General features: G+C 73.3%; 15 protein-coding genes. 8 read left to right on the top strand and 7 right to left on the bottom strand.

From position 1 onward, the window contains the following. Positions 1-103 precede the first annotated feature (103 nt). Both trpS and ACZ45Q_RS02430 read left to right on the top strand, forming a co-directional pair. On the top strand, positions 104-1,117 hold the full coding sequence (trpS, locus tag ACZ45Q_RS02435; protein ID WP_468253917.1) for a tryptophan--tRNA ligase: 1,014 nt from the start codon (positions 104-106) through the stop codon (positions 1,115-1,117). A gap of 114 nt (positions 1,118-1,231) precedes the next feature. Continuing rightward, a complete protein-coding gene (locus ACZ45Q_RS02430) occupies positions 1,232-1,810 on the top strand; it encodes a 2'-5' RNA ligase family protein (RefSeq protein ID WP_468253916.1) in 579 nt (192 codons plus the stop codon). A gap of 9 nt (positions 1,811-1,819) precedes the next feature. On the opposite strand, the gene ACZ45Q_RS02425 is transcribed toward ACZ45Q_RS02430, so the two are convergent. Together ACZ45Q_RS02425 and ACZ45Q_RS02420 are read right to left on the bottom strand one after the other, a co-directional pair. After that, a complete protein-coding gene (locus ACZ45Q_RS02425; RefSeq protein ID WP_468253915.1) occupies positions 1,820-2,575 on the bottom strand; it encodes a decaprenylphospho-beta-D-erythro-pentofuranosid-2-ulose 2-reductase in 756 nt (251 codons plus the stop codon). A gap of 15 nt (positions 2,576-2,590) precedes the next feature. Next, the gene (locus tag ACZ45Q_RS02420; protein ID WP_468253914.1) at positions 2,591-3,982 is read right to left on the bottom strand and encodes an FAD-binding oxidoreductase; all 1,392 of its coding nucleotides are present in this window, start codon (positions 3,980-3,982) and stop codon (positions 2,591-2,593) included. 105 nt (positions 3,983-4,087) lie between these two features. Between ACZ45Q_RS02420 and ACZ45Q_RS02415 the strand changes: the two genes are divergently transcribed. From ACZ45Q_RS02415 to ACZ45Q_RS02400, 4 genes are read left to right on the top strand one after another with little or no spacing between them, the layout of a single operon-like run. After that, a complete protein-coding gene (locus ACZ45Q_RS02415; protein ID WP_468253913.1) occupies positions 4,088-4,594 on the top strand; it encodes a phosphatase PAP2 family protein in 507 nt (168 codons plus the stop codon). Next, positions 4,587-5,534, top strand: coding sequence for a decaprenyl-phosphate phosphoribosyltransferase (locus ACZ45Q_RS02410; protein WP_468253912.1), 948 nt, complete (start codon positions 4,587-4,589; stop codon positions 5,532-5,534). The genes ACZ45Q_RS02415 and ACZ45Q_RS02410 overlap by 8 nt, the downstream gene beginning before the upstream one ends. Further along, the gene (locus ACZ45Q_RS02405) at positions 5,495-5,986 is read left to right on the top strand and encodes a GtrA family protein (protein ID WP_468253911.1); all 492 of its coding nucleotides are present in this window, start codon (positions 5,495-5,497) and stop codon (positions 5,984-5,986) included. Before ACZ45Q_RS02410 ends, ACZ45Q_RS02405 begins: the two co-directional genes overlap by 40 nt. After that, positions 5,974-6,900: a YihY/virulence factor BrkB family protein gene (locus ACZ45Q_RS02400; protein ID WP_468253910.1), complete on the top strand. Its 927-nt coding sequence runs from the start codon at positions 5,974-5,976 to the stop codon at positions 6,898-6,900. The genes ACZ45Q_RS02405 and ACZ45Q_RS02400 overlap by 13 nt, the downstream gene beginning before the upstream one ends. Here the strand turns inward: ACZ45Q_RS02400 and ACZ45Q_RS02395 are convergent. Beyond that, complete coding sequence (locus tag ACZ45Q_RS02395) at positions 6,848-8,158, bottom strand: D-alanyl-D-alanine carboxypeptidase family protein (protein WP_468253909.1); 1,311 nt, start codon at positions 8,156-8,158, stop codon at positions 6,848-6,850. The genes ACZ45Q_RS02400 and ACZ45Q_RS02395 overlap by 53 nt on opposite strands. 91 nt (positions 8,159-8,249) lie before the next feature. On the opposite strand from ACZ45Q_RS02395, the gene ACZ45Q_RS02390 reads away from it, so the two are divergent. Together ACZ45Q_RS02390 and ACZ45Q_RS02385 are read left to right on the top strand one after the other, a co-directional pair. Further along, a complete protein-coding gene (locus ACZ45Q_RS02390) occupies positions 8,250-8,495 on the top strand; it encodes an SCO4848 family membrane protein (RefSeq protein WP_468253908.1) in 246 nt (81 codons plus the stop codon). Between the two features lie 14 nt (positions 8,496-8,509). Then, the gene (locus ACZ45Q_RS02385; protein WP_468253907.1) at positions 8,510-9,949 is read left to right on the top strand and encodes a metallophosphoesterase; all 1,440 of its coding nucleotides are present in this window, start codon (positions 8,510-8,512) and stop codon (positions 9,947-9,949) included. Here the strand turns inward: ACZ45Q_RS02385 and ACZ45Q_RS02380 are convergent. The 4 genes from ACZ45Q_RS02380 to ACZ45Q_RS02365 all read right to left on the bottom strand — a co-directional run bounded on the left by ACZ45Q_RS02380 (position 9,940) and on the right by ACZ45Q_RS02365 (position 12,149). Then, entirely contained in the window at positions 9,940-10,743 is an 804-nt protein-coding gene (locus ACZ45Q_RS02380) for a TetR family transcriptional regulator (protein ID WP_468253906.1), read from the bottom strand. The genes ACZ45Q_RS02385 and ACZ45Q_RS02380 overlap by 10 nt on opposite strands. 10 nt (positions 10,744-10,753) lie before the next feature. Further along, positions 10,754-11,233 carry a thiol-disulfide oxidoreductase DCC family protein gene (locus ACZ45Q_RS02375; protein WP_468253905.1) on the bottom strand — a complete coding sequence of 160 codons (480 nt, stop codon included), beginning with the start codon at positions 11,231-11,233 and terminating at the stop codon, positions 10,754-10,756. Between the two features lie 4 nt (positions 11,234-11,237). Continuing rightward, positions 11,238-11,645 carry a hypothetical protein gene (locus tag ACZ45Q_RS02370; RefSeq protein WP_468253904.1) on the bottom strand — a complete coding sequence of 136 codons (408 nt, stop codon included), beginning with the start codon at positions 11,643-11,645 and terminating at the stop codon, positions 11,238-11,240. Positions 11,646-11,738: 93 nt separating this feature from the next. Next, positions 11,739-12,149: a VOC family protein gene (locus tag ACZ45Q_RS02365; protein WP_468253903.1), complete on the bottom strand. Its 411-nt coding sequence runs from the start codon at positions 12,147-12,149 to the stop codon at positions 11,739-11,741. Positions 12,150-12,283 lie beyond the last annotated feature (134 nt).

Here is a 12,283-nt window from a genome sequence, read left to right as displayed (position 1 = left end):
GCCGCATGCGATGTGCGGCTCCGCCGCGTGGGCGCGACCAGCCACCACGGTCCGCAGTTCCCCACGCACGGAACCCCCCGGGCCCTCTGCGACAATAAGCACCATGGCCACTGACCGACCCCGCGTGCTCTCCGGCATCCAGCCCACCGCCGGCTCGTTCCACCTCGGCAACTACCTCGGCGCCGTGCGCCAGTGGGTGGCCCTCCAGGAGACCCACGACGCGTTCTACATGGTCGTCGACCTGCACGCGATCACGGTCCCGCAGGACCCGAAGGAACTGCGCGCCAACACCCGGCTGGCCGCCGCCCAGCTGCTGGCGGCCGGGCTGGACCCGGACCGCTGCACGCTCTTCGTGCAGAGCCACGTCCCCGAGCACGCCCAGCTCGCCTGGGTCATGAACTGCCTCACCGGCTTCGGCGAGGCGTCCCGCATGACCCAGTTCAAGGACAAGGCCGCCAAGCAGGGCACCGACCGCGCCTCCGTCGGCCTGTTCACGTACCCGATCCTCCAGGTCGCGGACATCCTGCTCTACCAGGCCAACGAGGTGCCCGTCGGCGAGGACCAGCGCCAGCACATCGAGCTGACCCGCGACCTCGCCGACCGCTTCAACGGCCGCTTCGGCGACACCTTCACCCTGCCGAAGCCGTACATCCTGAAGGAGACGGCGAAGATCTACGACCTCCAGGACCCGTCGATCAAGATGAGCAAGTCGGCGTCCACGCCGAAGGGCCTGATCAACCTCCTGGACGAGCCGAAGGCCACCGCCAAGAAGGTCAAGAGCGCGGTCACCGACACCGACACCGTGATCCGCTACGACGCCGAGAACAAGCCGGGCGTCAGCAACCTCCTCACGATCTACGCGACCCTCACCGGCAAGTCGATCGCCGAGCTGGAGCGGGACTACGAGGGCAAGATGTACGGCGCGCTCAAGACCGACCTCGCCGAGATCATGGTCGACTTCGCCACGCCGTTCCGCGAGCGCACCCAGCAGTACCTGGACGACCCCGAGACGCTGGACTCGGTCCTGGCCAAGGGCGCGGAGAAGGCCCGCGCGGTCGCCGCCGAGACCCTCGCCCGGGCGTACGAGCGGGTGGGCTTCCTGCCCGCCAAGCACTGAGAGCACCACGCAGCGCCCCCGAGCGCCGTACATCACGTCGGTTGCGCCTGCCCGCGGCACGGTCGTGGCCGTACAGTCGATAACCGGGTGTCCGACAAAACGACAGGAGACGACGTGGGGACCGTAACGATCGGTGTCTCGATCGCGGTCCCGGAGCCTCACGGCAGCCGGCTTCAGCAGCTGCGCGCGGGCTTCGGCGACGCCGCGGCGCACGGCATCCCCACGCACGTCACCCTGCTGCCGCCGACGGAGGTCGACGCGGCGGCGCTCCCCGCGATCGAGGCGCACCTGGCGCGCGTGGCGTCCGCCGGACGGCCGTTCCCGATGCGGCTGTCCGGCACCGGGACCTTCCGGCCGCTGTCGCCGGTGGTCTTCGTCCGGGTGGTGGAGGGCGTCGAGGACTGCTCCTGGCTCCAGCAGCGGATCCGGGACGCCTCCGGGCCGGTCGCCCGCGAACTGCAGTTCCCCTACCACCCCCACGTCACGGTGGCGCACGGCATCGAGGAGGCGGCGATGGACCGCGCCTTCGAGGAGCTGGCCGACTACGCCGCCCAGTGGCCGTGCACCGGCTTCGCGCTCTACGAGCAGGGCGCCGACGGGGTCTGGCGCAAGCTGCGCGAGTTCCCCTTCGGCAGCGCGGTCGTCCCGCCCCAGGCGGGCCGCGTCGACCGCGGCACCCTGCCCGCGCGCTAGGGTCCGCCCCTAGACCGGCAGCCGCCGGAACACCGGCCGGGGCAGATGGCGCAGCGCCGCCATCACCACGCGCAGCGCGCCCGGCACCCACACGGTCTCCGATCGGCGCCTGAGCCCCAGTTCGACGGCGGCGGCCACCGCCTCCGGGGTGGTCGCCAGCGGAGCCTTGCGAAGGCCCGCGGTCATCCTCGACCGGACGAACCCGGGGCGTACGACCATCACGTGCACGCCCGTGCCGTGCAGCGCGTCGCCCAGCCCCTGCGCGAAGGCGTCCAGGCCGGCCTTGCTGGAGCCGTAGATGAAGTTGGCCCGGCGGGCCCGCTCACCGGCCACGGAGGAGAGCACCACCAGCGAGCCGTGGCCCTGGTTCTGGAGATTGCGGGCGCACACCAGGCCGGCCGAGACGGCGCCCGTGTAGTTGGTCTGCGCGACCCGCACGGCGCTCACCGGCTCCCGCTCGTCGTGCGCCTGGTCGCCGAGGATGCCGAAGGCCAGCAGCACCATGTCGACGTCGCCCTCGGCGAAGACCTTGCCGAGCGCCGCCTCGTGCGACTCGGGGTCCAGGGCGTCGAAGGCGACGGTGTGCACGGTGGCGCCGAGGCCGCGCAGTTGTTCGGCGGCGGCGTCCAGGCCCGGCGAGGGCCGGCCCGCGAGCCACACGGTGCGGGTACGGCGGGCGATCAGCCGGCGGGCGGTGGCCAGCGCGATCTCGGACGTACCGCCGAGGACGAGCAGGGACTGAGGGAGACCGAAGGCGTCCTTCACGGCAGCTCCAGAAGGTCAGAGGGCGAGTCGGCGGGAGAGGTCGGAGACGAACACCCCGCGCGGGTCCAGCTCCGCGCGCAGGGCACGGAAGTCGTCCAGACGCGGATACATCGCGGCGAGCAGCTCCGGCCGCAGCCGGGAGTCCTTGGCCAGGTAGACCCGGCCGCCGGCCCGGGCGACCTCCTCGTCCAGCTCGTCGAGGAAGGCACCGAGGCCGGGCAGGTTCGCCGGGATGTCCAGAGCGAGGGTCCAGCCCGGCACGGGGAAGGAGAGCCAGCCGGCGTCGGCGTCGCCGAAGCGCTTGAGGACGGCCAGGAACGAGGGGCAGCGGCGCTCGGAGATCCGCTGCACGATGCGGCGCAGGGCGTCCTCCTGGCCGTAGCCGACGACGAACTGGTACTGCACGAAGCCGCCGCGGCCGTAGATCCGGTTCCAGTGGGGGACGCCGTCCAGGGGGTGGAAGAACGTGGAGATCCGCTGGAGCCGGCCACGGCGGGCGCGGGGCGCCTTGCGGTACCACAGCTCGTTGAACAGGCCCACGGTCGTGCGGCTGAGCAGGCCCTCCGGGACCAGGGCGGGGGCGGCCGGGAGACGGGAGGTGCGGAAGGCGAGCGCCCGCGCCCGGGACCGCTCCGGCAGCGCGTCCAGCGGCGCGTGGTCGCCGCGGGTGAGCACCGCGCGGCCGGTCGCCGAACCCCGGGCGAGCAGGTCGATCCAGGCGACGGAGTAGCGGTAGCGGTGGTCGGTGGCGGCGAGCCGGTTCATCAGGTCGTCGAGGTCGCCCGCCCGCTCGGTGTCGACGGACATCAGCGCCGTCTCGACCGGCTGGAGCCGCACCGTCGCGGTCAGGATCACGCCGGTCAGGCCCATGCCGCCGGCGGTCGCGTCGAACAGCGGGGTGCCGCGGGCCACCGAGCGGACCTGCCCGTCGGCGGTGAGCAGCTCCAGGGACAGCACATGGCGGGCGAAGGAGCCGGACACATGGTGGTTCTTGCCGTGGATGTCGGCGCCGATGGCCCCGCCGACGGTGACGTAGCGGGTGCCGGGGGTCACGGGCACGAACCAGCCGAGCGGCAGCAGCACCTCCATCAGACGGTGCAGGGAGACGCCCGCGTCGCACAGCACGGTGCCGCCCTCGACGTCGATGGCGTGGATGCGGTCCAGGCCGGTCATGTCGAGCACGGTGCCGCCCGCGTTCTGCGCCGCGTCGCCGTACGCCCGCCCCAGGCCCCGCGGGATGCCGCCGCGGGCCCCGCACTCCCGGACGGCTGCCGCCGCCTCCTCGTAGCTCCGGGGGCGGATCAGCCGGGCGGCGGTGGGGGCGGTGCGGCCCCAGCCGGTGACGGAAACGGTGGTGTCGACGGACATGGCGGCGACCGTATCGCCGATGAATGAGCGACCGGTCATGAAACATCCCTTTCATCCCCGAAACGGGTGATTAATGGGATGTCGCACGGTATTCACGGAGTTTTTCCGGGGTTCCGGCCGCGGCGGCAGGAACAGTCAGTCCCCATGGACCTGGACCACCGGATCGTGACCGCGCTCAGGGCGTACGGCGCCGACCCGCGCGTGGCCGGTGCCGCGCGCGCCCTGTCCTGGGCCGGGGAGCACGGGGCCGTGTGGCTCGCGGCGGGCCTCACCTCGGCCGCCGTGGACGGCCCCCGGCGTGGCGCCTGGCTGCGCGGCACCGCCCTCACCGCGGGAGCGCACCTCGTCAGCATGGGCGTGAAACGGGTGGTGCGCCGCCCCCGCCCCGCGCACGTCGAGCCCCTGGTGCGCACCGCCGGGCGGCACTCCTTCCCCAGCTCGCACGCCACCTCGGCCGCCGCCGCCGCCGTCGCGTTCGGCGCGCTCGGCCCGCGCCGGGCCCGCGCGCTGTGGCCGCTGGCCGCCGCCGTGTGCCTGTCCCGGCTGGTCGTCGGCGTCCACTACCCCTCGGACGTCGCCGCGGGCGCCGCCCTGGGCGTCCTCACGGCGCGGCTCGGCGCCGACTGGATGAGAGGAGCCGTTCGTGGCTGACACGGCCGTACTGCACCGGCGCACCGCCCAGGAGCAGCCCCCCGCGCCGCCCGGCGGGGGCGGCGTCCTCGGCGGGCTGCTGCGCACCGCCCGCCCCCGCCAGTGGGTCAAGAACGTGCTCGTGGTCGCCGCCCCGGCCGCCGCCGGCGAGCTGTTCTCCGTGGCCGCGCTGACCCGGACCGCGCTGGTCTTCGTCCTGTTCACGGCGTGCTCCGCCGCCGTCTACCTGATCAACGACGCCCGCGACGTCGACGCCGACCGCGCCCACCCGGTCAAGCGCCACCGCCCGGTCGCCGCCGGGCAGGTGCCCGTACCGGTGGCGTACGCCGCCGGCGGCGCCCTCGGGGTGCTGGCGCCGGTCGCCGCCGCCTGGCTGTGCCCGCCGGCCGTCGCCCTGGTGCTGGCCGCCTACCTGGTGATGCAACTGGCCTACTGCGTCAGCCTCAAGCACGTCCTGGTCGTCGACCTCGCCGTGGTCACCACCGGCTTCCTGATGCGCGCGATGATCGGCGGACCGGCGCTCGGCATCCCGCTCTCCCGCTGGTTCCTGATCACCACCGGGTTCGGTGCGCTGTTCATGGTCGCGGCCAAGCGCTACTCGGAGGCCGTGCAGATGGCAGGGAAGGCGGGCGCCACCCGCGCCCTGCTCACCGAGTACACCACCGGCTACCTCCGCTTCGTCTGGCAGCTCGCGGCCGGCGTCGCCGTCCTCGGCTACTGCCTGTGGGCCATGGAGGAGGGCGGCGTCCCGCACACCAGCGTGCTGCCCTGGCGCCAGCTGTCCATGGCCGCCTTCATCCTCGCCGTCCTGCGCTACGCCGTCTTCGCCGACCGCGGCACCGCCGGGGAACCCGAGGACGTCGTCCTGCGCGACCGGGCCCTCGCCCTGATCGGTGCGGCATGGGTGGCCATGTACGCCCTGGCGGTGGCCAATTGGTAGCCGACCGGCGCGAACTCGTCGGGTTCGCCACCGCCGGCCTGCTCGCCTACGCCACCGACCTGGCCCTGTTCACCGTGCTGCGCGGACCCGCCGGCGTCGACCCGCTCACCGCCAAGGCGCTGTCCTTCGTCGCCGGCTGCTCGGTGGCGTACGCCGGCAACGCCCTCGGCACCTACCGGCACCTGCGCCCCCGCGGGCTGCGCCCCTGCGCCGTGTTCTTCGCGGTCAACCTCGCCGGGGCCGCCGTGCAACTGCTGTGCCTGGCCGTCAGCCACTACGGCCTCGGCCTCACCTCGCAGACCGCGGACACCGTCTCCGGAGCGGGAGTCGGCATGGCGCTGGCCACACTTCTGCGTTTCTGGGGCACACGGACACTGGTCTTCCGTGCCACCGGGGACCGGCGTTCATGGACGGAGCGGAGTGGGGGCAGGGTCGGATCATGGACTGGCTGAAAAAGCTTCCCGTCGTGGGCCCGTGGGTGACCCGGCTGACGGCCACGCACGCATGGCGGTCGTACGAGCGCCTGGACCGGGTGAAGTGGGCGCGGCTGGCCGCCGCCATGACCTTCACCAGCTTCGTCGCACTGTTCCCGCTGCTCGCCCTGGCCGGTGCCGTCACCGCCGCCACGCTCAGCAAGGAGCAGCAGGACCGGATCCAGGAGAAGATCGCCGAGCAGATCCCCGGCATCTCCGACCAGCTGAACATCGAGGGCCTGGTGGCGAACGCCGGCACCGTCGGGGTCATCGCGGGCGTCCTGCTGCTGCTCACCGGCATCGGCTGGATCGACGCCACCCGGGGCTGTCTGCGCGCCGTCTGGGAGCTGCCGGACGAGGAGGAGAACCCGGTGCTGCACCGGGCCAAGGACGCGGGCATCCTGGTCGGTCTCGGTGGCGCCCTGCTGATCACGATCGCGATCTCCACCGTCGCCTCCGCGCTGGTCGGCTGGATCATCCGCCAACTGGGCATGGACAGCGGGGGAGTCGGCGGGGTCCTGCTGTACATCGCGGCGTTCGCCGTCGCCGTCCTCGCCGACTTCCTCGTCCTGCTCTACGTCCTCGGTCTGCTGCCCGGCGCCGAACCGCCGCGCCGCCGCCTGGTGGTGGCCGCGCTGATCGGCGCCGTCGGCTTCGAACTGCTCAAGCTGCTGCTCAGCGGCTATATGCAGGGCGTGGCCGCGAAGAACATGTACGGCGCGTTCGGCGTGCCCGTCGCCCTGCTGCTGTGGATCAACTTCACCTGCAAGCTGGTGCTGTTCTGCGCCGCGTGGACGGCGACTGGCAGCAAGGACGACGACGGCGAGGGCGCGGGCGCGGTCAGGGACGGGAGCGGCGACGCACCAGATCGGGCAGCGGCCACCGGCGGTTGACCAGGAACACGCCGCCGGCGAGCAGCGCCAGCACCCCGCCGGTGACCGCCAGCGCGGTCCCGATGCCGCTGGAGCCGTCCGCCGCCGCGGCACCGGCCACCGGCCGGGTCCCCGCGGCGCCCTCCCCGGCCGCGGCGCCGCCCGCCTCACCGGCGGGGCCCGCACTCGGCGACGCGCTCGGCGGCACGGCGCTCTTCGGCGGCACCAGCTCGCCGACCGGCTCCACCTTGCCGGCCGCCTTGAAGCCCCAGTCGAAGAGCCGGGCGGTCTCCTTGTAGACCTCGTTGTGCTCGTCCTTCTCCGGGTTCATGACGGTGACCAGCAGCACCTTGCCGCCCTGCTCGGCGACGCCGGTGAAGGTGGAGCCGGCGTTGGTGGTGCTGCCGTTCTTCACACCGGCGATACCCGGGTAGACCTCGACGTCCGAGTCGCCGGTGAGCAGCCGGTTGGTGTTCTGGATCTCGAAGGAGTCGCGGGTCGTCCTGCCCTTCTTGTCCTTGGTCGTCTTGCCGGGGAACTTGGCCCGGACGGTCGAGGCGTACTCGCGGAAGTCCTTCTTCTGGAGCCCGGACCGCGCGATCAGGGTCAGGTCGTAGGCGGAGGAGACCTGACCCGGCTCGTCGTAGCCGTCCGGGCTGACCACGTGCGTGTCGAGGGCCTGAAGCTCCTCGGCGCGGTCGTTCATCTCCGCGACGGTGCCCTCCAGGCCGCCGTCGTTCATGGCGGACAGCACGTGCACCGCGTCGTTGCCGGAGCGCAGGAACACCCCGAGCCACAGGTCGTGCACCGTGTACGTCTCGCCCTCCTTTATGCCGACCATGCTGGAGCCGGGGCCGACGCCCGCCAGGTCGGAGGGGGCCACCTTGTGCTTCTGGTCGCGGGGGAACTTCGGCAGCAGCGTGTCGGCGAACAGCATCTTCAGGGTGCTCGCCGGGGCCAGCCGCCAGTGCGCGTTGTGCGCGGCGAGCACATCGCCGGACTCGGCGTCGGCGACTATCCAGGAGCGGGCGGTGACGTCCTTGGGCAGCACCGGCACGCCGGTCGCCAGATTGACCTGCGTCCCCGGCTGCCCGAGCCGGGCGCCGCCCACGGAGGACATCGTCGCCGGGGGAGTGGCCGACGGGCTCGTGGACGGGCTCGCCGAGGGGCTCGGGGCCGCGTGCGCGGCGGGCCCGGTCAGGGCGAGCGAGGCGGCGGTGGTCAGGACGGCGGCGGTGACCGCCAGGGAGCGCCTGGCGGTCGTCATGGGTGCGGGCACGACGGAGAACGTACCTCCCGGCCGCCCGGAAGTCCCGGCCCCCTCCCCACCCCGCACAGCGTTCCGGACACGGCCCGGCGATACTGGTGCCATGAAGCTCAGCCGCCCCGTCTCCTGGTTCCTGCTCGCCTTCGGGGTGTGGAGCTGGGTCATCTGGATCACTTTCGTCAACAACCTGTTCAAGGACAGCAGCGGGCTCGCCTTCGAGGACGGCGACCCCACGGCGTACTTCTGGGTGCATCTGACGCTGGCCGTCGTCTCCTTCGTATTGGGGACGGTCATCGGGGTCCTCGGGTTGCGCGGTCTGCGCGCACTGCGCCGCACATCTCACGACTGAGGGGACTCGACGGCATGGTGGTCGTCTTCGCGCTCGTCGCGTTGACCGTGGTGGGCGTCCTGGCGACGGCGAACTGGTACGTGTGGCGGCGGCTGTTCCGCGACACCACCCGCGGCCCCGGCGCGGTGCGCCGCGCGGGCGCGGTACTGATCGCCGGGGGGTGGGCGCTGGCCATCGGCGCCCTGGTCGCCGGACGGGCCGGCGCTCCCTTCTGGCTCCAGCAGGTGCTGGCCTGGCCGGGCTACCTGTGGCTGGCCCTGTCGGTCTACCTGCTGCTGGCGCTGCTCGCGGGGGAGGTCGTACGGCCGCTGCTGGGCCGGCTGCTGAAGCGGCGGGCCGCCGCACGGACGGGTGCCGCGCCGGCCCCCGGCACGGCGGCCCCTGCCCCGGCGGCCCCGGAGCGCATACCGGCCGGCACGGCACCGCCGAAGACGCCGGAGTCCGAGCCCGGAGCGGACCGGGCGCCGGCGCCCGACCCCGGGGCCGGCCCGCTGCGGGCGCCCGAGACCGAGCCCGAGGCCGCGCCCGTGCCGCCCGCCGGAGCCGCGCCCGCCGGATCCCCTCCGGCCGGACCCGCGGCCGACGGACCCGAGTCCGACGGCACGCCCCCGGACCGGCCCCTCGCCGCTCCCTCCCGCCGCCTGTTCGTCTCCAGGGTCGTCGGCGGTGCCGCCGCCGCCGTGGCCCTCGGGACGGTCGGACACGGCACGTACGGCGTGCTGAACGGCCCGACGGTCAAGCGGGTCACCGTGCCGCTGGCCAAGCTGCCGCGGGCCGCGCACGGCTACCGCATCGCCGTGGTCAGCGACATCCACCTGGGCCCGGTGCTCGGCCGGGGCTTCGCCCAGAAGGTCGTCGACACGATCAACTCCACGCGGCCCGACCTGATCGCGGTCGTCGGCGACCTGGTGGACGGCAGCGTGAAGGACCTCGGCCCGGCCGCGGCGCCGCTCGCAGGACTCGAGGCCCGGCACGGCAGCTTCTTCGTCACCGGCAACCACGAGTACTTCTCCGGCGCCGAGCAGTGGGTGGAGGAGGTGCGGCGCCTGGGGCTGCGCCCGCTGGAGAACGCCCGTACGGAACTGCCCCACTTCGACCTCGCCGGCGTCAACGACGTGGCGGGCGAGGACGAGGGCCACGGCCCCGACTACGCCCGTGCCCTCGGCGACCGGGACCGGGCCCGCGCCTGCGTGCTGCTCGCCCATCAGCCGGTGCAGATCCACGAGGCCGTCGACCACGGCGTCGACCTCCAGCTCTCCGGCCACACGCACGGCGGCCAGCTCTGGCCCGGCCCCCTCCTCGCCGGCCTCGCCAACCCCACCGTCGCGGGGCTGGAGCGCTACGGCGACACCCAGCTGTACGTCAGCCGGGGCGCCGGAGCGTGGGGCCCGCCCACCCGGGTGGGGGCGCCGTCGGACATCACCGTGATCGAGCTGGCGTCCCGTCAGGCCTGATCGGCGGGCTTTCCCGCCGGGCCGTTCGCCGGACCGTTGGCGGGATCCTTCGCCAGGCCCTGCGCGGGTCCCTTCGCCGGGTCCGGGAGGGCCCGGGTCATCCCCGGCAGGAAGTCCGTGAACAGCTCGTGCACCTCGCGCACCAGCGGGCGCAGCACCCGGAAGCGGGCCAGCGCCACGCCCCGGGCCGTGAGCCGGGCGCCGCGCTCGGCGAGGCGGTAGCTGCGCTCGCGGCCCTCCGTGCGGTCGAAGATCCAGTACAGGACGAGTCCCATCTGCGCGAGCCACATCAACTCGGGCAGGATGTCGCGCAGTTCCCCGGGCACCTTGGTCTTCGCCCCGGCCAGCACCGCCCGGTGCACGCTGATGGCCTCCCGGCGCGCGTGCTCCGACTCCGGGGAGAAGGGGCTGAGCGGGCTGTCCGGGTCGGCGGCGTTCTTGAAGAACTGCACCGCGAACTCGTGGTAGGGCGTGGCGATGTCCAGCCACACCTTCAGCACGCCCGCCAGTCGTGCCTCCAGGTCCGTCTCCCGGGCCAGGACCTCCCGGACCGCCGCCTGGTGCTCGGCGGCGATCCGGTCGTAGAAGCCCTGGATCAGGTGTTCCTTGCCGGCGAAGTAGTAGTAGGCGTTGCCGACGGAGACGCCGGCCTCCTGGGCGATGGCCCGCATCGTCGTCCGGTCGTAACCGCGCTCCTGGAACAGCCGCATGGCCGTCTCCAGGATCAGCGCGCGGGTCTGCTCGGACTTGCTGGGCTGGGCCCCCTCGACGGGGCCGTCGTTCTTCGCAGGCACGGTAGGGAGCCTAGCCAGTGGCGCAGGCGCCGCCGGCACAGCCCGGTGCGGCGTACGTCCACCCGGTGCGCGGGTCGTAGGACCAGCCGTCGGCCCGGCGATAGGTCCGGCCGCCCCACTGGCCGCCCCGCCACTTGGCGGCGGCCAGCACCGCTCCCCTGGCCAGCCTCGCCCCGGCGGGGGTGCTCAGCCGGTGGGCGAGCGGCCGGTGCTCCTTCAGCGCCCACAGGGTGACGATCCAGGCGGCGGCGCCCCGGTAGACCTGACCGGCGTCGCCGACGACGGTGATCTCCTCGAGGGTGGCGGCGTGGTCGAGGCCCGGGAACCGGCGCCGGGCCTCTTCGGAGCCGGCCGGCACCGGCTCCAGCGGGACCAGTTGCCGCTGCCGCAGCAGCCAGTCCCGCACGAAGGCGCACAGCGCGCACTCGGCGTCGTAGAGGACGGTGAGCCGGCGCACGGGGGCGCCGGCCGTCGCGGTCGCGGGAGCCATCGGCTCAGGCACCGGCCGGCGGGGCGAGGAAGCCCTGCGGGTCGACCGGCGGGGTCTGCTCCCGCTCCATCATCCCGCGCCGCCGGATGCGGTTGAGCACGTAGACGTTGCCCAGGTGCATCACGCCGAGGACCAGCAGCACCACGCCCAGCTTGGTCGACAGGGCCTCGAAGATCCCGCGGGTGTCGGCGATCGTCTCGTCGTCGCTCAGGTAGAGGGCGACGAAGCCCAGGTTGACCAGGTAGAAGCCGACCACCAGGAGGTGGTTGACGGCGTCGGCGAGCTTTTCGTTGCCGTGCAGGACGTCGGCCAGGAAGACCCGGCCGTTGCGGCTGAGCGTGCGGGCCACCCAGACGGTCAGGGCGATGCTGACGGCCAGGTAGATGACGTAGGCGATGACGGTGCGGTCCATGCCCCACCCCTTCTTGAACGCGTTCAAAACGCTGACGGGAGAGACTCTAGACCTGTTTTTGAACGTGTTCAACGCGAAGGGGTGAGGCCTGCGTCACGGCCGGCGGCCCAGCTCCGGGCGCTTGCTGTAGTCGGTCAGTCCGATGACGTTGCCCCACGGGTCGGCGAACTCCACCGTCCAGCCCGTGGCCACGGGGAAGGGGTCGTCGAGCGGTGCGATGTCCGCCGCGCGCAGGGCCTCGGCGGCGACGCGGGCGTCCGGCACCTCCAGCCAGACCCGCGGGCACGGCCACAGCGGCGGACGGGGCCCGAAGCCCTCCTCGGCCCGCAGCAGCAGCCCGGGCGTCTCGCCCCCGGCCTTCAGCAGGGCGATCCCGGCCTCGTCGAGCCGGAAGGCCACCGGGAACCCGGCGCGCTCGTAGAACCCCACGGCCTCGCCGAGGTCCCCGACGGGCAGCAGCACGTTGTCGAACCCGAGCAGTTCGTACGACTCGTCATCTGACATACCGTCAGAGTAGGGCGGTGATTGTCCGAAAGGTGTGATTGGCGGCCCCGTGTGCTCCGGACGTGGGCGCGGGGCCGCCTCGGCAAGCGCGAGGGCCCCGCCTCCGGAAGGAAGCGGGGCCCTCGTGGGCGCGT

This window comes from Streptomyces sp. NPDC031049 (assembly GCF_055571015.1).
Note: the sequence above shows the minus strand (reverse complement) of the source record. Positions and strands in the feature narration are given on the sequence as shown.

Bases quoted from the DNA above. Each gene is read 5' to 3' on its own strand.
- ACZ45Q_RS02390 (WP_468253908.1), top strand. From the start codon at position 8,250: ATGAAGCTCAGCCGCCCCGTCTCCTGGTTCCTGCTCGCCTTCGGGGTG.
- ACZ45Q_RS02420 (WP_468253914.1), bottom strand. From the start codon at position 3,982: ATGACCGGTCGCTCATTCATCGGCGATACGGTCGCCGCCATGTCCGTC.
- trpS (WP_468253917.1), top strand. From the start codon at position 104: ATGGCCACTGACCGACCCCGCGTGCTCTCCGGCATCCAGCCCACCGCC.
- ACZ45Q_RS02375 (WP_468253905.1), bottom strand. From the start codon at position 11,233: ATGGCTCCCGCGACCGCGACGGCCGGCGCCCCCGTGCGCCGGCTCACC.
- ACZ45Q_RS02370 (WP_468253904.1), bottom strand. From the start codon at position 11,645: ATGGACCGCACCGTCATCGCCTACGTCATCTACCTGGCCGTCAGCATC.
- ACZ45Q_RS02405 (WP_468253911.1), top strand. From the start codon at position 5,495: ATGGGTGGCCATGTACGCCCTGGCGGTGGCCAATTGGTAGCCGACCGG.
- ACZ45Q_RS02415 (WP_468253913.1), top strand. From the start codon at position 4,088: ATGGACCTGGACCACCGGATCGTGACCGCGCTCAGGGCGTACGGCGCC.
- ACZ45Q_RS02365 (WP_468253903.1), bottom strand. From the start codon at position 12,149: ATGTCAGATGACGAGTCGTACGAACTGCTCGGGTTCGACAACGTGCTG.
- ACZ45Q_RS02385 (WP_468253907.1), top strand. From the start codon at position 8,510: ATGGTGGTCGTCTTCGCGCTCGTCGCGTTGACCGTGGTGGGCGTCCTG.
- ACZ45Q_RS02400 (WP_468253910.1), top strand. From the start codon at position 5,974: ATGGACTGGCTGAAAAAGCTTCCCGTCGTGGGCCCGTGGGTGACCCGG.